Origin of the sequence: Ningiella ruwaisensis (assembly GCF_004798935.1) — a bacterium.
GTDB classification, from domain to species: domain Bacteria; phylum Pseudomonadota; class Gammaproteobacteria; order Enterobacterales; family Alteromonadaceae; genus Glaciecola; species Glaciecola ruwaisensis.
On record NZ_RAHT01000010.1, the window covers coordinates 51,035 to 70,048 of the forward strand.

Here is a 19,014-nt window from a genome sequence, read left to right on the forward strand (position 1 = left end):
TGAGAGTGGTGCCGACTGCCGGAATCGAACTGGCGACCTACTGATTACAAGTCAGTTGCTCTACCAACTGAGCTAAGTCGGCACACTATTGCGCGGATTTTAGGAGTTTCCAACAATTTGTCAAGATGCGATTAAGCGCTTCGCTTCATCTTTGAGCAGTGGGAAGTATTCTTCAGGTAAATACTGTAAAAGCGTAAGCATTTTGTCGCCTAAATCCTTGTAACTGTCGGCTACTATATTAATGTGCCCCATTTTGCGTTTTTCACGCACTTCTTTTCCATACCAATGCAAGTGGCAACCTGGAATGCTTAGCAAATCACGAGAAAAACTCGTACAGCCTATGATGTTTATCATGGCCGTCACTCCTTGGCTTTTTGTATAGCCCAGAGGAAAGCCCAAAACAGCGCGAACATGTTGCTCAAACTGGCAGGTATTTGCTCCTTTTTGCGTCCAGTGACCAGAATTGTGGACTCTTGGCGCAATTTCATTCACTAATAAACTATCCCCTATTTGAAACAACTCTACTGCCAACACTCCCACGTAGTTCAGCGCATTTGCAATCCGAGTGAAGATGTCTGTTGCCTCTTGAGTGGTAGTCTTTTTAAGATTTGTGGCAGGCGCAACTGAAACGTGAAGTTGCCCTTCATGATGCAGGTTTTCGGCTATATCAAAGCAGGCGACTTCTCCTGATGCATTTCGGGCACCAATAATTGATATTTCCCGATCAAAATTAAGCATTGTTTCAGCGACCAAAGGAACCCGTTTTAAATCCAAACTCGCAAACGCCTGATTGAGCTTGGGCTTTTCATCCATGTTTAGCAATCGCCATTGACCATAACCGTCGTAACCATCGCGGCTCGCTTTAAAAATAATCTTATTTCCAAGCGCCTGAATGGTTTCGTCTAGTTCACTAACATCATTAACTATTCGATGAGGACAGTTTGGGATATCGTTTGAATCCAGTATTTGCTTTTCTCGTACTCTGTCAGCACCCGTTAAGATTGCAGCCATGTTAGGGTGAAGCTTCCCACTTTTTTCAGCTAGCTCCAACAGATCCTCAGGAACATGTTCAAACTCGGCAGTGACTACATTCACATCTTGAATAGCGTAGTCAATACTCATATCAAGCTTGGCTTTGCTGACAGGATTAATTACTTCTCGATGATTCACGTCTAACGCATACACTTCAACGCCAAGCGGTGCGGCAGCTAAATACATCATTTGCGCCAGTTGACCTGCGCCAAATACGAGCACTTTCATTCAAGTTCCAAGGATTGGTTACTAAGTACGGTTTGCGTTTGCTTTTCTCTAAAGGCGATGATGTTGTCGCGCACCGTTTTGTCGTTTAACGCAATAACCTGGGCCGCCAAAAGTCCCGCATTTGCAGCGCCAGCTTCACCAATTGCAAGCGTTCCAACCGCAACGCCTTTAGGCATTTGCACGATGGATAATAAAGAATCCAAACCATTTAACTGACTTGAGCGAACAGGGCAGCCAAAAACAGGAAGATGAGTGTGTGCAGCAATCATACCGGGCAGATGCGCAGCGCCGCCAGCTCCCGCTATTATTACCTGAAATCCCTTATCCGCAGCCGTTTCAGAAAATTCAGTCAATAACGCCGGCGTTCGGTGTGCAGAAACCACCTTCGCTTCGAACGAAACGCCAAGTTGCTTAAGCATTTTTGCGGCTTGCTGCATGGTAGGCCAATCAGATGTAGAGCCCATAACAATTGCGACTTGAGCCATTTATCCCTCTCAAATGATGATGCGTTGTTAAAGCATGAGGCTGGAAAATACTTAAGGGCAAGCTCAGAATCAATTGAAAGAGGCCGGAAGTATTTTCTGCATTACCTGTTATAACTGCGTGAACAACGATAGCGAAAACCCGGCATTATATGCAAAATTTACAAAAAGAGCGACTCTCGTCGCCCTTTCGATTTGTATTTGATTTTATTAGTCTTGCGAATACATGTAATCAAGCGTCATGTTGGTCAGCAGTTTAACGCCAAGTTTCATACCACTATCGTCAACAAAGAACTCAGGAGTGTGATGCGCCGGAGACTCTTCTTCGGGTACATCAAGTGGTTTTCCTCCAACCCAAAGATAAACGCCTGGGACTTCTTGCTGGAAAAATGAAAAATCCTCTGCACCTGTGACTGGTTTTGAGTTGATGACGTTTTCAGCCCCTGCTGTTCGAACCAAAGTTGGCAGCATCTGATCCATCAAATCATGATCGTTAAATGTAATTGGATAGTTGTAGTCTAATGGTAAAATCACTTCTGCCTCTGCACGCATGCTCTCTGCAATTCCCTTTACTTTGCGCGGTATTGCTTCGTACATGTGCTCGCGAGCGGCTTCGTTTAAAGTACGAATAGTGCCTACCATTTCTACTTCCATAGGGATTATATTGGAGCGATTGCCTCCATGAATTGAACCTATTGTGACAACCGCTGCATCATCAATTACTTTAATTTCTCGGCTAACAATTGTTTGCAATGCCATGATGATTTGAGCAGACGTGGTGATTGGATCAACACTTTTCCATGGATAGGCACCGTGAGCCTGTTTGCCTTTTACAATAATTTTAAATGGGTCCACCGCTGCCATAATCCCGCCATGACGATAGCGTACAGTTCCTACATCAGTGTTGGCGCTGATGTGCAAACCAAAAATAACATCCACGTCTGGATTTTTTAATACGCCTTCTTCTACCATCACCTCAGCACCACCGCGCTCACCGGCAGGAGCGCCTTCTTCAGCTGGCTGGAAAATAAATTTTACCTTCCCTTTTAACTGATCTTTCATACCTGTAAGAATTTCTGCGGCCCCCATGAGCATAGCAACATGTGTATCGTGTCCACAGGCATGCATAACTGGCACCTGCTTACCGTCCAACTCACCCATTTGAACAGATTTGAAAGGCAGATCATTTTCCTCTTTTACCGGTAAACCATCCATATCTGCACGCAGGGCTACCGTTGGTCCTGGCTTTCCGGAATCGAGCACAGCAACAACACCGGTAATCGCTACGCCAGTCTCAACTTCAAGCCCAAGCTCTCGTACGTGCTTTTCGATATATTTTGCCGTCTCAAATTCGCGGTTTGACAGTTCCGGATACTGATGAAGGTGATGGCGCCATTTTATAACCTTTGGTTCAATTTCAGTGGCTTTTTCTTCAATCAGTTTCCCATCTATCGGGCTTGCTGCATAAGTCAGTGGCGTGATGAAGAAACAACACAAACCAAACAGCTTTAAATTTCGTAAGTTCATTGTAATTTTCCCTGTGTGTTATTTTTATTTATTTCAGCCCGCACCTTTAAGCTCAGCGTTGGCGCATATTGTGCGTAGAATCAATAACATTTACATTAGCGCATTAATGGAAAATATACTAACGCAATTTGGATAGGGCGAGTTCTGGTTTGCAGTTAAGAAAGTGCAGTTCTATTCGCTTGGTCTTGAGCAAGCAATAGATTTGTAAGAATCTCAATACGCAAAATCTTAGAACTTTGACTAAATACTACAAACTCGAATATGCTTTAACACTTTCAAACAACAGTCTCGGGCAAAGTGATAGGCTGAAAACAAAAGATAAGAAGAAAAAGATGAACGTAAAACCGCAAACTCGACTAATGCAACTATTTTTTCGTGCTTTAATTTGTGTCATTTGCTTACATATTCCTGTTTTGGCTTCCGCGCAAACAGAGCAGCTCGCCTATTATCAACAGCCCGCCATTTTTGATGAACAAGTGGTCTTCGCTTCGCAAGGTGATTTGTGGTTAGTAAACACACACTCTGAAAAAGACGGTAACACGCAATTTGCAAAGCGTTTGACCTCGCACATCAATGTTGAAAGTAATCCGCACATCTCACCAAATGGTGAGCAACTTGCCTTTTTAGCTGACTATCATGGTCAGGATGCCATCTACGTGATGCCAATTCGCGGCGGTCTTGCTAAACAAGTCAGTTTTGAAATGAGTAACGTGAAACTGCAAGGCTGGATAGACGAGTCGCGCATATTGTATAGCACCGCTAGCGACACTGGCATGCACAACAGTTGGGTGTTGAAAATCGTTGATACACTAACGCTCAATGTGGATGAGCTTCCTCTGTCTGACGCCGTTCAAGGCGTATTATCTGCCAATGACATTCTGTACTTTGTGCAGTTTGGCCTGCAAATATCTAACGATAATGCCAACCATTATAAAGGTGGTGGTAAAGGCGAGCTTTGGAAGTTTGAGTTAAATAAAGATAAGGAAGCTCAGCAATTAAGCGCATCTCACGAAGGCTCGATTCATTCTCCCATGCTCCATGGTGGTCGCGTTTTCTTTGTCAGTAATCAGACCGGAATCGATAATATTTACTCAATGGATTCACAAGGTGGCGATCTGACGCAACACAGCTTTTTTGAAGATTTTGCGGTGCGCAGCCCTTATCTGCATAAAGGTAAGATTGCTTTTCAGCATGGCGCGGATATAAAAGTATTCGATATTGAACAAGGCGAAGTTCAAACCGTGAATATTGCGCTTCAGTCTGACTTTGCTTCTTTAAAAACGCAATTTATTAATAAGCCCCTCGCTTATTTAGACAGCGCAAGCATTGCACATGATGGCAGTAAGACGCTGGTTACCGCAAGAGGGAGAATGGCAATCGCAAGTACGGATGCAAAGCGCTTAATCAAGGTCAATACCAACCCTCGAGCACGCGTACGTCATGGCATATTATCCAAAGATGGAGATCACGTGTATGCCGTTAGCGATTTTACCGGTGAATATGAAATTTGGCAGTTTGATGCCTACGGCTACAGCGAAGCAAAACAACTGACCAATGACGGTTCGACCTTTCGAAGTGCATTGTTTTTATCGCCTGACGGGAAACATCTTGTTCATACCGATAGTAAAGGGCGCTTGTATATTCTCGAACTTGAAAGCGGGAAAAACAGTCTTGTGCTTAGCAACCTATCAAGCGGATATGTTGATAATATAAGCTTCTCAAGTGATAGTAAGTTGCTTTCATTTGCCTACACTCAGCGATTTTCAGAACGCCCGCGCGTCTTTTTGTACGACATAGCAAATAAAAAATCGGCTTTTCTTACCAGTGGGAAATATAGCGCAGCTTCGCCCGTATTTGGACCTGATGATAAATGGTTATACTTCCTGTCGGACCGCGCATTTAACGCAAGTCCGGGCTCTCCCTGGGGCGATAGAAATATGGGTCAGAGCTTTAGTGATCGCACACAGATTTTTGCGATCTCGCTTGATAAAGATGCGCGCTTCCCTTTCGCTATGCCAAGTGAACTAGACAAAAATACCGAAAACGAATCTGAAAAGAGCGCTGAGCAACAAAGCGACATTAAAGAAACAAACAAAAAGGAATCAAATAAAGAGCAAACCGAAAAGGCGGTAAACGTTGACTGGAATGGCATCGAACAGCGCCTGTGGCAAGTGGACGTCCCCGCTGGCGACTACAATCAACTTTTTGCCAGTTCATCCCATCTTTTTGTGACACAAAGCACTGGCAGAGGAAGCGCAAACCTTAAAGCCATAAAATATGGCTATTCAGAAAAGCTGGATTTAGTGACCGAAGGCGTTAGTGATGTAAAAATATCGGGTAACAAAGAGCACTTGCTTATCCAAAAAGCGCGGGGTGAAAGTGCCCAGTTCTTTGTAACGGCTGCTAATGGATTGTTTCCAAAAGATACCAGTGAAACAAGCGTTAAACTTGGCAATTGGCAACTGGCGATTTCGCCTCAACAAGAATGGCTTCAGATGTTCAACGACGCGTGGTTGATGCACCGAGATGCTTTTTTTGATGCCGATATGCGTGGCATAGACTGGCCAGCCCTAAAAGAAAAATATCTGCCTCTTGTGAAGCGAATTACGGAGCGCTCTGAACTAAACGATATCTTTAAGCAAATGATGGGCGAGCTTAATGCTTTACATTCTCAGGTGCGAGGTGGACAGATACAGGAAGACCAAAATGCGCCAAAAATGGCCACATTGGGCGCTGTCTATAAAGAAACACAAAACGGCATACAAATCATCCGTATTTACGACTTTGACCGAGAGCTCATCTTTCATGCACCGCCATTGGCAAAGCCAGGTGTTGATGTCAGAGAAGGCGATATCATTACTGCAGTTAATGGACAAGATGTTGAAAACATTGCACAGTTGCACCAAGCCTTATTAAATACCGCAAACCAGCAGGTTTTGTTAGATTTGCAACGAGGGAAAGACCGCGTGCAGCAAATTGTTATCCCGGAGGCGGCCGGAAATGAAGCACGTTTCAGGTATCATGACTGGACACAAAGAAATCTTGCTAAAGTCTCTAAAGCCGATACCAATATTGGTTACCTTCATCTGTACGCGATGGGCGCCAACGATTTAGCCAGTTTTGCCCGTGAATTTTATGCGCAGTATGATAAACCCGCCCTCATTATTGATGTCAGGCGAAATCGGGGTGGCAATATCGACAGCGTTATCATTGAAAAACTGCTGCGTAGAGCCTGGTCATTCTGGCAATCTCCAAACGGCGAAAAAAGCACAAATATGCAGCAAACTTTTAGAGGGCATCTTGTTGTTCTGGCGGATGAGTTTACCTATTCAGATGGCGAAACATTCACTGCGGGCATAAAGGCGCTTAACTTAGGTACTGTCATCGGAAAACAAACCGCTGGCGCAGGCGTGTGGTTAAGCGGAGGAAATAATGTTGTCGACGGCGGCATTGCACGCGTGGCTCAATACCCTGTTTACGCCATGGATGGTCGCTGGATAACAGAAGGACGAGGTATTAGCCCAGATATCGAAGTGGCAAACTTTCCGCATGCTACTTATCAAGGTAAAGATGCGCAGTTAGATGCGGCCATTAATTATTTGCAAAATAAATTAAAGGAGCAACCTATTGAAGACTATAATGCCTTGCCTTTTCCTCCAGTAAACGAAGCTGCGGACGATATAAAGAGCACAAAATAAAAGGTTTAATTAGTTAGCTTAAGTTAAACGCTGCTTAAGTTTAACGCTGCTTAAATGAAAACTAGCAAGCGAACACGGGACGCGAAATGAAGAAAATTCTTGGCGCAATAATTATTTTATTGGTGCTCTTATTGGGCATTTTATATGCTATCTCGCCAGTGCGACCAGTGGCGTGGCAGCCCGATGCCAATGCTGGGCTGAAAAATATGTTTATGCGAAATAATGAAGCAGACAGCGTTCAGATTGTTGGACAAAACCGCTTACCCGCGCCAGAAGACATCACGGTATCCGACAACGGTGTTTTGTTTACAGGTTTGGAAAATGGTGACATTGTTTCTTTTCCGGTATCAGATCCTGCAAACATAACTGTTATCGCCAACACTGGCGGCAGGCCTTTAGGTGTGCGTATCGACAAACAAGGTGATTTAATTGTATCAGATGCAATTAAAGGCCTGCTAAAAGTCAGCTTGGATGGAACAGTCACCACCCTTGTTGATTCTTTCCAAGGTAAGCCTTTGTTGTTGGTTGACCATCATGACATTGCTGAAAATGGGGATATTTATTTCTCAAATGCGAGTAGTCGTTATGGTATGGAGACTTTTTTATATGACTTTATTGAAGCGAGCGCTACCGGAGAAGTTTATCGCTATTCACCCGACACAGGTGAAACTATCAAACTAATGGATGGACTGTTTTTTGCCAACGGTATTGCCTTAGGCCCTAACGATGACTACCTGTTGGTGACAGAAACCGGCAAATCAAGAATTTTGCGATACGATCTTGCTGGCAAAAATGCAGGCGAAACCAGCATATTTGCTACTAATTTGCCGGGCATGCCTGATAATATCAGTTTTAACGATGAAGGGATTTTTTGGGTAGGCATGGTGAGCTTGCGAGATTGGCGCGTTGAAAATTTAGCAAACTATCCGTCACTTAGACGCATTGTGGGTGCCCTGCCATTAAAGTGGCTAGAGCCTACCGAGCATTACGGCTTTTTTGTTGGTTTTAACGAATATGGTCGAGTTGTTGCCAACTATCAGTCCCCAGCAAAATACACGTCTATTACTTCAGTGTATGAGCATGAAGATAAACTATACATTGGCTCGCTTAAAATGAATGGCGTAGCGGTGCTTTCACTTTAATGCCTATAATTTAGGCATCGCTCGTTCGACAATTGCGGCTAAATCGATATCAGCGTTCAGTGTACCATATTGATGATATTGCTCACTTGCCAGTCTGCTTTCAATAAAAGCTTTTGCAATCGAATGTTCTCCATAAATCAACAAAGTGGCAGACTGCCACAAAAGCGCCAAATCTTCGATAATTCGTCTTGCGTGTACTTCAATATTGCTTTTGTCGTTTAATGCCTTTTGCATTCGGTCCAGGCGCTTATCAAAAAGACGATGTTTGCCGCTAACTTTCTCCAATTCTGCAATCAAGGCGTTGAGCGTTTCTGGCTCACGATGCAAGACTCGTAATAAATCCAAACACTGCACATTACCTGATCCTTCCCAAATCGCATTGACCGGCGCCTCCCGATAAAGCCTGCTTAACACATTGTCGTTGACGTAAGCCACCCCACCGACACACTCCATTGCCTCATAAGTGTGTTGAATAGCACGTTTGCAGATCCAGTATTTTCCAATGGCGGTTGCGCTTCGTATAAGGGCCGCTTCTTCAGGATTTTCGATATTGTCGAGCGCATGCGCAATACGCATTGATATCGCCAGCGCAGCTTCAGCCTCAATTGCTAAGTCAGCCAGTACATTTAACATAAGCGCTTGCTCATGTAAGTTTTTTCCAAACGCTTGCCGATGCGAAGTGTGCCAGATGGCCTCTTTAGCCGCCTGCGCCATAAGTGCACTTGAACCTAACATACAATCATAACGCGTCAGCGCCACCATCTGAATAATAGTTTTTATGCCGCTACCTTCTTCACCGAGTAAGTAACCATGTGCACCACGAAACTCAATTTCAGAACTTGCGTTAGACTGATTGCCCAATTTATCTTTAAGGCGCTGAATATGAATCGGGTTCTTTGAGCCATCTTCTCGCCAGCGCGGCACTAAAAAACAAGACAAACGCTCTGCCACCTTGGCAAGCACTAAAAATCCATCGCACATTGGAGCCGAACAGAACCACTTGTGCCCCACCAGACTGTAAAGTTTGCCCGGACCCGCTTCTCTGATGGCACTTGCTCGCGTTGTATTGGCCCTTACATCAGAGCCACCTTGCTTTTCTGTCATCGCCATGCCGATGGTAACACCTTGTTTTTCAAACCAAGGTTTATTAGATGGGTCGTAGACTTTGCTCAAAATTTTTGGCAACCAGCGAGCGGCGACGTCTTTTTGTACCGAAATAGCAGGCACGCTAGCAAACGTCATTGTAAGTGGACAGCCTGAACCAGGATCGGCATGGGTATGCAAAAACGCCATGGCACCTCGCACAACGTGCGCACCCGCTTTTGATGAGTTCCATGGTAAGCTGCAATGCGCATGTTCAATAGCGTGTGACATGAGCTGGTGATAGGCAGGATGATAGTTTACTTGGTCTATTCTATGGCCAAATCGGTCGTGAGACTGAAATTCTGGATGATGTTTATTGGCAAGAAACCCCGCTTCTAATAGCTCATGCCCAACATGATAACCAAAATCGCGTAAGCTGAACTCACCCCACTGACCACCAAATTGATTAACCCAAAACTTAAGTATATGGTCTGCGTCAAAGGCATTGTAATTTTCCAGCCCTTGCGCCTGATTAAATACCTCATGCGTGTCGGATTGTGCATTATTTTGCGTTTTGCTCATGCTTACATCGATATGCTTTTGATTAGTTTCTAAAGCTTAAGGTAAATTAAGAGTGGATGACAAGTTTTAGTAAAATGAAAAACAATAAAGCCCGCAACAGCGGGCTTATTATCTAACATTAATATGGTTGTGGAATATGATGAATGCGTATTTCCTACCCTTTCTGCCGCTTCATAGAATCAAAAAACTCGTCGTTGGTTTTTGTCATCGACAGGCGACTGATAAGGAACTCCATGGCGTCAATTTCCGACATTTCATGCACAATCTTGCGCAAAATCCACATCTTTTGAAGCTCTTCCTGCGTAGTAAGCAACTCTTCGCGACGTGTGCCGCTGCGGTTAAAGTCAATTGCAGGGAATACTCGTTTTTCAGCAATCTTACGGTTTAAGTGCAGCTCCATATTACCAGTGCCTTTAAACTCTTCGTAAATCACTTCATCCATTTTTGAACCAGTATCGATAAGTGCAGTGGCGATAATGGTTAAGCTTCCGCCTTCCTCTACATTTCGGGCTGCACCAAAAAAGCGCTTGGGTTTGTGAAGCGCGTTAGCATCCACCCCACCCGTTAACACCTTACCTGACGATGGAATAACCGTATTGTATGCGCGCGCTAGACGTGTAATCGAATCCAGTAAAATCACCACGTCTTTTTTGTGCTCTACAAGGCGCTTGGCCTTTTCAATCACCATTTCAGCCACTTGAACATGCCGGCTAGCAGGCTCATCAAAGGTCGATGCTACTACTTCACCTTGCACCAAGCGCTGCATTTCAGTGACTTCTTCCGGGCGCTCATCAATGAGTAACACCATTAGCTGACACTCAGGATGATTTGCCGCGATAGATTGCGCAATATTTTGCAAGAGCAGGGTTTTACCGGCTTTAGGCGGAGCGACAATCAAGCCACGTTGTCCACAGCCTACCGGTGAAGCTAAGTCTAATACTCGCGCGGTAATATCTTCAGTACTGCCGTTTCCACGCTCCATGCGTAAACGCTGGTTAGCATGTAGAGGGGTAAGGTTTTCAAAAAGGATTTTACTGCGGGAGTTTTCAGGTTTGTCGAAGTTAACTTCTCTGATCTTTAATAGGGCAAAATAACGTTCACTGTCTTTTGGCGGACGTATCTTGCCAGAAATCGTGTCGCCAGTTCGCAAGTTAAATCGGCGTATTTGGCTTGGCGAAACGTAGATATCATCTGGGCCCGCCAAATAAGATGAGTCGCTTGAACGCAGAAAACCAAATCCGTCTTGGAGTATTTCTAATACACCATCGCCGAAAATATCCTCACCGCCTTTTGCGTGCGCTTTGAGGATTGAGAAAATAATGTCTTGTTTGCGAGCTCTGGCGAGGCTTTCGAGGCCCATCTGTTCTGCAAGTGCGACGAGTTCATTAATGGGCTTTTGTTTCAGTTCAGTTAAATTCATGTTGGTGGGTCTTTAGTAGTTGTATAGACAAACGAATGTTTTTTGCTTGTAGAGTTTATTGATTGATTTACATTTTATAATCGACATCGACAAAGAGCGCATCAAAGCCATCAAACAATAGTTGCAGGCGATGAGTTTAGTATGAAATGCCCGAAGGCGAAGCGATTACACTTGGTGAGTGCGTTAAAGGTAGCACCTAAATTAGTTATCGTCCAGTTTTACATAGCATTTAGTATAAAAGATCAAATAAAAAAGCCAATTCCCATTATTTGCAGGGCAATCTACCTGCGTTTAAGAGAATTGACTTTGTATATTTACCACTTTGATAGTTCCCTTTACTAATTAACCTTTACTAATTAATTAGCTCCGAAAACTTACCGGTTTAGATATTATCATCCAAAAATTCTTGAAGCTGAGCTTTAGATAAAGCGCCCACTTTGGTGGCAGCAACGCTTCCATTTTTAAATAAGAGCAAAGTGGGAATGCCGCGAATGCCATATTTAGGCGGTGTTTCATTATTTTCATCGACATTCAGCTTACCAACTGTTACTTTGCCTTCGTATTCGGTCGCGATTTCATCTAAAATGGGAGCGATCATCTTACAAGGGCCGCACCACTCTGCCCAAAAATCAACTAAAACAGGACCAGATGCGTTGATAACATCGGCTTCGAATTTTTCGTCACTTAATGCGATAATTTTGTCGCTCATTCTTTTCTCCAATTTAGGCAATAATCTGAGGTTTTCAGATTTACCTAATAGTGTTATATAGATCCGGTTTTCAATGCAAGCAATGATAAGCTATAAGCTATGCCAACTACACATTTAACCAATACGTTATTCTCATCACTTCCAGTTCACCCTTTAGTTTTAAAGGCGCTCGAGGAAGCTAATTTAACTCAATGTACGCCAATACAAGACATGAGTTTGCCGCAATTACTTTCAGGGAAGGATATTGCCGGACAAGCTCAAACAGGTACGGGTAAAACCATAACCTTTCTGGTGGCGACCTTTCATTACCTTTTAAATAATCCACAAACGTCTGACAAACATGGCCCACGCGCTATCATCATGGCACCTACTCGCGAGTTAGCGGTGCAAATATACAACGACGCAAAGCTCCTTGCCAAACACACTGAATTATCAGTTGGAGTGGTATATGGGGGCGAAGGTTATGAAAGTCAACGCGAAACATTAAACAGCGGTATCGATATCCTGATCGGCACCTGCGGACGCATCATCGACTATTACAAGCAAGACGTATTCTCGCTGGAAAATATTCAGGTCGCCGTATTAGATGAAGCCGACAGAATGTTTGATTTAGGCTTTATTAAAGACATCCGCTATTTATTTAGACGCATGCCGCCGCCTACCGAACGATTGAATATGCTGTTTTCTGCCACACTAAGCATGCGTGTGCAGGAGCTTGCCTACGAGCACATGAACAATCCAATTAGCGTGGAAAGTACGCCTGATACAAAAACCAATTCACGCATTAGTGAAGAGCTTTTTTACCCATCAAATGAAGATAAGCCTCTGTTGTTACTGACTCTGATGGAAGAAGAGTGGCCCGATAAAGCCATTGTATTTGCCAATACCAAAAACGACTGTGAATGGGTAGCAGGATGGTTAGAATCAGACGGCCATCGTGTGGGCTTACTTTCTGGCGATGTGCAGCAGAAAAAGCGCTTGAGCATTTTAGACGACTTCACTCAAGGTAATTTGGATGTACTGGTAGCTACCGACGTTGCTGCGCGTGGTTTGCATATCGATAAAGTCACTCATGTGTTTAATTATGACTTACCCGATGATGCGGAAGATTATGTGCATCGTATTGGACGCACAGGTAGAGCCGGTGAATTAGGTAAAGCGATCAGTTTTGCCTGCGAAAAGTACGCACAAAATCTGACTGCTATTGAGCTCTATATTGGCCATGATATTCCCGTTACCGATTATAATCCGCTGCACTTACTCGATGATGTAAAACCCCCTCGCATGAAAACCCGCAGTCCGCGTGGTGGTCGTGGAGGTAACTCACGTGGCGGTGCGAAAGGCGGTGCACGCAATAGCAAAGGCCCTAGAAAAGACGGTGCAAACCGCCGTCGAAGCCCGCGTAAACCATCATAAGCATTTATCAGCTTGCAAGGTGTTTAATTGAATATGATGGAAAATTTTGCACTTTCGACGCTACAGGATGAATACTATGCGGCGGTAGACTTAGGCTCTAACAGCTTTCATATGGTGATTGTGCGCGTCCTTGCCGGAAGCGTGCAAATTGTCAGCAAAAACAAACAAAAGGTTCGCCTGGCGGCGGGCCTGGATGAAAGCCAAATACTAAATCAGGAAAGCATCGACCGCGGGCTCAATTGCCTGAGAAATTTTGCCGAAAAGCTACAGGACATTCCACCTGCCAATATTAAAATTGTTGCCACTGCTACCTTACGTTTGGCACAAAATGTGTCGGACTTTATAACGCCGGCAGAGCAAATTTTATCCCACAAAATTAATATCATCAGCGGAGAGGAAGAAGCCCGTCAAATCTATTTGGGCGTAGCCTATACCTCTGCAAACCAAGGCAATTCGCTTGTAATTGACATAGGCGGAGCAAGCACCGAGGTCATTGTGGGGCGCGATTTACAGCCTCTTTACCTAACGAGCCTGAATATGGGCTGTGTCACTTATATGGATAAGTTTTTTACAGAGGGTGACTTAAGTGAAGCGGGTTTTGAGCGCGCGATAAGTGAAGCACGTGAGGCGATAAGTCAGCATAAAGATACCTTTTTATGTTTTGATTGGGAGCAATGTTTAGGCGCCTCAGGCACGCCACAAGCGGTAACTTCGATTTTAGTTAAACAGGGTATTAATGATGCTATCCGTCTGGAATATCTTTATGACCTCAAATCTCAGTGTATAAGCGCCCAACATATTTCAAACCTTAAAATCGATGGTTTAGTGCCTGCTCGCCAATCAATTTTTCCAAGCGGCTTAGCCATTTTGATTGCGCTTTTCGAAGTGCTTAATATCGATAACATGCAGATATCAGGCGGTGCGCTCAGAGAGGGGATTTTATATGGCATGCTTGAAAATTATCAGAAAAGCGATAGACGTCAGCAAGGTTTAAATCAATTGATCTCACGTTTTCACATTGATCAGGCCCACAGTAAACGCACGCGAGATATTGCCGTGAAACTATGCAGACAAATGTGCGACCAAACCAAGTTCTGCGACTTTGATACAGAGGTTGTTACGGGCGCCGCTGCTGCACTTCATGAAATTGGCTTACATATTGGCTTTAAAGCGTATCACGACCACGGCGCTTACATACTCTCTCACGTTGAATTAACCGGCTTTACTACCTTACAGCGTATGATGATCACCGATCTGGTTCGCTTGCATCGGCAAGACATCGATTTAAGTGTGCTAAGCAATTACAAACTTACGCTTCAGAATATGCTAATAAATGCCATGCGTATTTTGCGCATATCAGTGATCTTGGTAAATCGACGACGCGATGACGCCGTGCCGCAAGTGAGAATGAAGGTGAACGAAGAAGGTGGCTGGGAGCTGTACTTTCAAAAAGATTTAAAGCTCGTGCATCCGCTTATTCATACTGAGTTAATGCACGAATGCTGGCTTCAGCACAAAGCAGGATGGCAACTACAGCTCAAGTAGCAAGGTCTGTCTCAAAGAATTGATTGCACTGCTTTTATGTTAAGTCAAGCTCAAGTCAAGACAGCAAACGAAATGATTTATACCAACAATACGCTGCCACTAATCCCAATAATCCGCTATAGAGATGATGCTGACCTAACAAATGGGCGGCAAGTGCGCCTACGCTGAGCGCGATAGCCAGATGACCGGTGATCCGTGCTTTTTGAATGCGAGCACGTTGCCTTAGCTGCTCCTGATGCTGCTGCTCTAGCAAACGAGGCAGATGCTTTACTTGCCGCATGGTGTCATAAAGCAAATCTGGCATTTCGGGCAGTTTTTCACTCCAAAAAGGCAAATTTTCTTTAATTTGCTTGAACATCGCTTTCGGCCCAATTTGCTCTTTCATCCAGTTTTCTAAAAAGGGCTTAGCGGTTTTCCACAAATCAAGCTGCGGATAAAGCTGACGACCTAAGCCCTCAACATACAGCAATGTTTTTTGCAGCAGCACCAACTGCGGTTGTACCTGCATATCAAAACGTCGAGCAGTGTTAAATAACTGAAGCAATACGTTGCCAAACGATATATCTGCCAAAGGTTTTTGAAAAATTGGCTCACATACGGTGCGAATCCCCATCTCAAAATCATCAATGTTAATGTCGGCGGGCACCCAACCAGAATCAACATGCAGCTCAGCAACTTTACGATAATCCCGGTTAAAAAAAGCAATAAAGTTTTCTGCCAGATAACGCTTATCTTCTTTATTAAGCGTGCCCACTATGCCGTAATCAATCCCAATGTATTTGGGATTTTCAGGGTGCTCGTATGAAACGAATATGTTACCAGGATGCATATCGGCGTGAAAAAAGCTGTCTCTAAACACTTGTGTGAAAAACACCTCTACACCGCGCTCTGCCAAAATTTTTAAGTTAGTTCCCTGCGCAATCAAGGCATCAATATCCGATACCGGAATGCCATAAATCCGCTCCAGGACAATCACATTTTTGCGGCAGTGCTCGGAATAAAAATGAGGAACATACAAAGCCTGTGAGCCTTCAAAGTTACGTTTAATTTGTATGCCGTTTGCCGCTTCTCTGAGTAAATCTAATTCATCTAAAATTGTGCGCCGATACTCTTTGACCACTTCCACTGGCCGCAAACGTTTTCCGTCGGGTAGCCATCTTTGAACAAGCGAAGCAAAGGCACTGAGTAAATCCACATCCGCCTCAATAGTTTGCTTAATACCTGGGCGAAGGACTTTAATTACGACTTCTTTGTTTTCTTCTTTTAATTTTGCAGTGTGCACTTGAGCGACTGATGCAGAAGCAAGCGGTGTGGGATTAAAGTCATCAAACAGCTCTTCCAAACTGTCGATGTGCAAGGCTTCTTTAATGATCGCTTGGGCCTGCTCAGAGTCGAATGGCGGTACTTTATCCTGTAACACCATTAATTCATTCGCCATATCAGGAGGCAACAAGTCACGTCTTGTGGATAGCATCTGACCAAACTTGATATAGACCGGCCCAAGCGTTTCGAGCGCCAGTCTCAGGCGTCGACCTTGCGATTCGTGCTTATGTTTATTAGGGAGCCAAAAAATGCATTTTCGCCACCAGCGAAAATACCAAGGCCGGAAACGTTTAGGGATGAGTTCGTCAAGTCCATGTTCGAGCAATACAGCACCAATTCGGTACATTCGAGCTATTTTCACGATTTGCGACTCCTCGTGCCTTGACTCTCCTCACTTTTGCCCACTTCCCTGTCTTTACATGTACGCTCTAGATAACGATTTAACTTTGCTTCCAGTCGCTCTGCATCCGTTTTAAGTGCTCTTACTTCATCAACAAAATTCGCGACCATGATAGGCCTCACAGCGATAGGTTTTTCTTCAAGCGCTGCATCACTTAAGGTCTGCATAAACAACTGATGTTGTTTTTGTGCAAATTCACCGAAGGCTTTGCTCTTTTCAAGCACATTATAGGCCCCTGCATCACCGATATAGGCCGACAAAGTTTCTTCCAAGTCAAATTCAATTGAACTAAATACTTTGCTCACTTTTTGCAAAATACCCAAATCACCGTAAAAATCCAGCTTGTCCTCTTTAATAAGTTTAGTGAGTTTACTTGTATCTTTGAGCTCTGATAAGGCAAAAAGCGAAATGCTGACATAGCACTCGTTCTGGCTGAGTGACGAAATGTCATTTTGATCTAAAGGCGATAAAAAAAGCACATCCACGTAATGAGTTTTTTGCGGCGAAATCGTATTTGAAAACTGAAAAGCGAGCGTTTGTTCCAATTCCTGTATAAAAAGAATGCAGCGTTTATCTTCAAGCGGTTCAATAAGATCTTGCCCGTTTACAGAAACGCGAATTGCCTGATTAACAGACGTTTCAATGAGTGAGCCTAAAAGTGAGGAAATACCCGATATAGCCGACGAAGACGAATTTGAGCGCATGCTAAAATTTAAAGCCTCTGTGCAAAGCGACAATACCACCGCTTAGATTATGATAAGAGGTTTGCTCAAATCCGACATCTTGCATCATTTGCTCAAGGGTCGCTTGGTCTGGGTGCATACGAATCGATTCAGCCAGGTAGCGGTAGCTCTCTTCATCGTTTGCGATTAATTTACCCATGCGCGGCAATACGTGAAAGGAATACGCATCATAGACTTTGCTCAAGACTTCACTTGTTGGCTTGGAGAACTCTAATACCAGCAAGCGACCACCGGGCTTTAACACGCGAAACATTGAAGCGAGCGCAGCGGATTTATCAGTGACGTTGCGTAAACCGAAGGCAATGGTAATTAAATCAAAATGATTATCGGGAAATGGTAGCGCTTCTGCATTGGCCTGCACATAATCAATATTCCCGACTATGCCCATGTTGGTGAGTTTCTCTTTTCCTACCATTAACATCGAATGGTTAATATCAGCGAGAATGACTTGCCCGGTTTTACTTACAATTCGACTGAATTTTGCTGCCAGGTCACCAGTACCACCAGCAAGGTCCAGCACACGCTGTCCTGCCTTTACGCCTGAACAATCGATGGTATAGCGTTTCCACATTCGGTGAATGCCTATCGACATAACATCGTTCATCACATCGTATTTAGCGGCGACCGAATGAAATACATCTGCGACCATATTCGCCTTTTCGGATTTATTGACTTTTTTAAAACCAAAATCGGTGATGTTGTCGTCCTTTTCGCCAGACTCGGCTTGTGCTTGCTGATGCTTCATATTGGCCTTCGTGTGCATTTGCTTACTAGTACGTTTATCAGGTAGTGGGCGTGGCCCGTAATAAGGCCACAACCAGATTACAAGTCGAACATTGACGTATTACTCATACAGTCTTAACGCTTTGATTTGATGCCAGCAATACTAGCTCAATTAGCGGTAAAGATAAACGCTGTGAGTGCATTGCTCGCTTATTCAAACTTGACGTTCTGCTAGATAATTTTCATGCCGACGTAATTATCTCCAACGCTAAACGCAAGCAACTGCGAAAGTTCGGTATAGCTTCTACCGCTTTGCTCGTGCCAGCAATTAAAGGCATTTTGTATTGCGCTCAAACTACGCTTTGAACGAGCAGAGCCGCTTATAATGCCGTGCTGAACAAAATATCCTTCAACATCCTGAGATAGTAAGAACGTATCTACTCCTAAGAATCGCAGCGCGTAGGGGCCTGTGTTACCGCCAAGGCGAGCGCCATTCGTTTTTAAAAAAGCCCACAGACCGATGATATCCGAAGCGTCCCAATTCGCCACAAAGTTTGCAAAGCTGCCGTGCTCACGAGACACATCTTTTATCATCATTGCATTGTCACGAATAGTGCGCACCTTATTAAGATTGCGGATAATTTTAGGATCCGTTGCTTTCTTTTCCAGCATTTCATCGGGCATTAAAACGATTTTATCGATATTAAAGCCCCAAAATACTTCTTCAAAATCGGGCCATTTTTGCCTGACGACTCGCCACACAAAACCAGATTGAAACACTTTTTTGCTGAACTCAGCTAAAAAGCGATCGTCTGGTATTTTAGCAAGCTGGGCTTTGCTTACCGTTTTGCTTAAAAGCGATTCGAGCATTTTTTGGCTACCTTTGCGTTTTCGTACTCGCTCGTAAATCGCGTCAAAACTCTCAAGTGCCATAGTGTTACCAGTATTTAAGTCCATGCCT

At 44.1% G+C, this 19,014-nt stretch carries 14 protein-coding genes and 1 tRNA gene; 4 read left to right on the plus strand and 11 right to left on the minus strand.

What is annotated here, in order from left to right:
* Positions 1 to 6: 6 nt before the first annotated feature.
* The 4 genes from D6V41_RS16870 to D6V41_RS16885 form a co-directional block, all read right to left on the minus strand.
* A tRNA-Thr gene (locus D6V41_RS16870) sits at positions 7 to 82 on the minus strand.
* 38 nt (positions 83 to 120) lie between these two features.
* Positions 121 to 1,260, minus strand: a complete 1,140-nt coding sequence (locus tag D6V41_RS16875) for a 5-(carboxyamino)imidazole ribonucleotide synthase (RefSeq protein ID WP_136252724.1) — start codon at positions 1,258 to 1,260, stop codon at positions 121 to 123.
* Positions 1,257 to 1,745, minus strand: a complete 489-nt coding sequence (gene purE / locus D6V41_RS16880; protein WP_136252725.1) for a 5-(carboxyamino)imidazole ribonucleotide mutase — start codon at positions 1,743 to 1,745, stop codon at positions 1,257 to 1,259. The genes D6V41_RS16875 and purE overlap by 4 nt, the downstream gene beginning before the upstream one ends.
* Before the next feature lie 207 nt (positions 1,746 to 1,952).
* Positions 1,953 to 3,269: an amidohydrolase gene (locus D6V41_RS16885; protein WP_136252726.1), complete on the minus strand. Its 1,317-nt coding sequence runs from the start codon at positions 3,267 to 3,269 to the stop codon at positions 1,953 to 1,955.
* A 332-nt stretch (positions 3,270 to 3,601) separates the two neighbouring features.
* Between D6V41_RS16885 and D6V41_RS16890 the strand changes: the two genes are divergently transcribed.
* A complete protein-coding gene (locus D6V41_RS16890; protein WP_241664584.1) occupies positions 3,602 to 6,967 on the plus strand; it encodes a S41 family peptidase in 3,366 nt (1,121 codons plus the stop codon).
* An 86-nt stretch (positions 6,968 to 7,053) separates the two neighbouring features.
* The gene (locus D6V41_RS16895) at positions 7,054 to 8,109 is read left to right on the plus strand and encodes an SMP-30/gluconolactonase/LRE family protein (protein WP_136252727.1); all 1,056 of its coding nucleotides are present in this window, start codon (positions 7,054 to 7,056) and stop codon (positions 8,107 to 8,109) included.
* A gap of 3 nt (positions 8,110 to 8,112) precedes the next feature.
* Here D6V41_RS16895 and D6V41_RS16900 read toward each other — a convergent pair whose 3' ends face one another.
* From D6V41_RS16900 to trxA, 3 genes are all read right to left on the minus strand, one after another.
* Positions 8,113 to 9,774, minus strand: a complete 1,662-nt coding sequence (locus tag D6V41_RS16900) for an acyl-CoA dehydrogenase family protein (RefSeq protein ID WP_136252728.1) — start codon at positions 9,772 to 9,774, stop codon at positions 8,113 to 8,115.
* Positions 9,775 to 9,928: 154 nt separating this feature from the next.
* The gene (gene rho / locus D6V41_RS16905) at positions 9,929 to 11,194 is read right to left on the minus strand and encodes a transcription termination factor Rho (protein WP_136252729.1); all 1,266 of its coding nucleotides are present in this window, start codon (positions 11,192 to 11,194) and stop codon (positions 9,929 to 9,931) included.
* A 382-nt stretch (positions 11,195 to 11,576) separates the two neighbouring features.
* Positions 11,577 to 11,903, minus strand: coding sequence for a thioredoxin TrxA (trxA, locus tag D6V41_RS16910; protein WP_136252730.1), 327 nt, complete (start codon positions 11,901 to 11,903; stop codon positions 11,577 to 11,579).
* Positions 11,904 to 12,002: 99 nt separating this feature from the next.
* Between trxA and rhlB the strand changes: the two genes are divergently transcribed.
* Together rhlB and D6V41_RS16920 are read left to right on the plus strand one after the other, a co-directional pair.
* A complete protein-coding gene (gene rhlB, locus D6V41_RS16915) occupies positions 12,003 to 13,319 on the plus strand; it encodes an ATP-dependent RNA helicase RhlB (RefSeq protein ID WP_136252731.1) in 1,317 nt (438 codons plus the stop codon).
* A 33-nt stretch (positions 13,320 to 13,352) separates the two neighbouring features.
* Entirely contained in the window at positions 13,353 to 14,864 is a 1,512-nt protein-coding gene (locus D6V41_RS16920) for a Ppx/GppA phosphatase family protein (protein WP_421907919.1), read from the plus strand.
* 55 nt (positions 14,865 to 14,919) lie between these two features.
* Here the strand turns inward: D6V41_RS16920 and ubiB are convergent, their stop codons facing one another.
* From ubiB to D6V41_RS16940, 4 genes are all read right to left on the minus strand, one after another.
* Positions 14,920 to 16,548, minus strand: coding sequence for a ubiquinone biosynthesis regulatory protein kinase UbiB (gene ubiB / locus D6V41_RS16925; protein WP_136252732.1), 1,629 nt, complete (start codon positions 16,546 to 16,548; stop codon positions 14,920 to 14,922).
* Positions 16,545 to 17,291 (minus strand): ubiquinone biosynthesis accessory factor UbiJ, encoded by a 747-nt coding sequence (locus D6V41_RS16930; RefSeq protein ID WP_136252733.1) that lies wholly within the window; start codon positions 17,289 to 17,291, stop codon positions 16,545 to 16,547. The genes ubiB and D6V41_RS16930 overlap by 4 nt, the downstream gene beginning before the upstream one ends.
* A 1-nt stretch (position 17,292) precedes the next feature.
* Positions 17,293 to 18,075, minus strand: a complete 783-nt coding sequence (gene ubiE / locus D6V41_RS16935) for a bifunctional demethylmenaquinone methyltransferase/2-methoxy-6-polyprenyl-1,4-benzoquinol methylase UbiE (RefSeq protein ID WP_136252734.1) — start codon at positions 18,073 to 18,075, stop codon at positions 17,293 to 17,295.
* Positions 18,076 to 18,284: 209 nt separating this feature from the next.
* Complete coding sequence (locus D6V41_RS16940; protein ID WP_241664585.1) at positions 18,285 to 19,010, minus strand: DNA-3-methyladenine glycosylase I; 726 nt, start codon at positions 19,008 to 19,010, stop codon at positions 18,285 to 18,287.
* Positions 19,011 to 19,014: the final 4 nt, after the last annotated feature.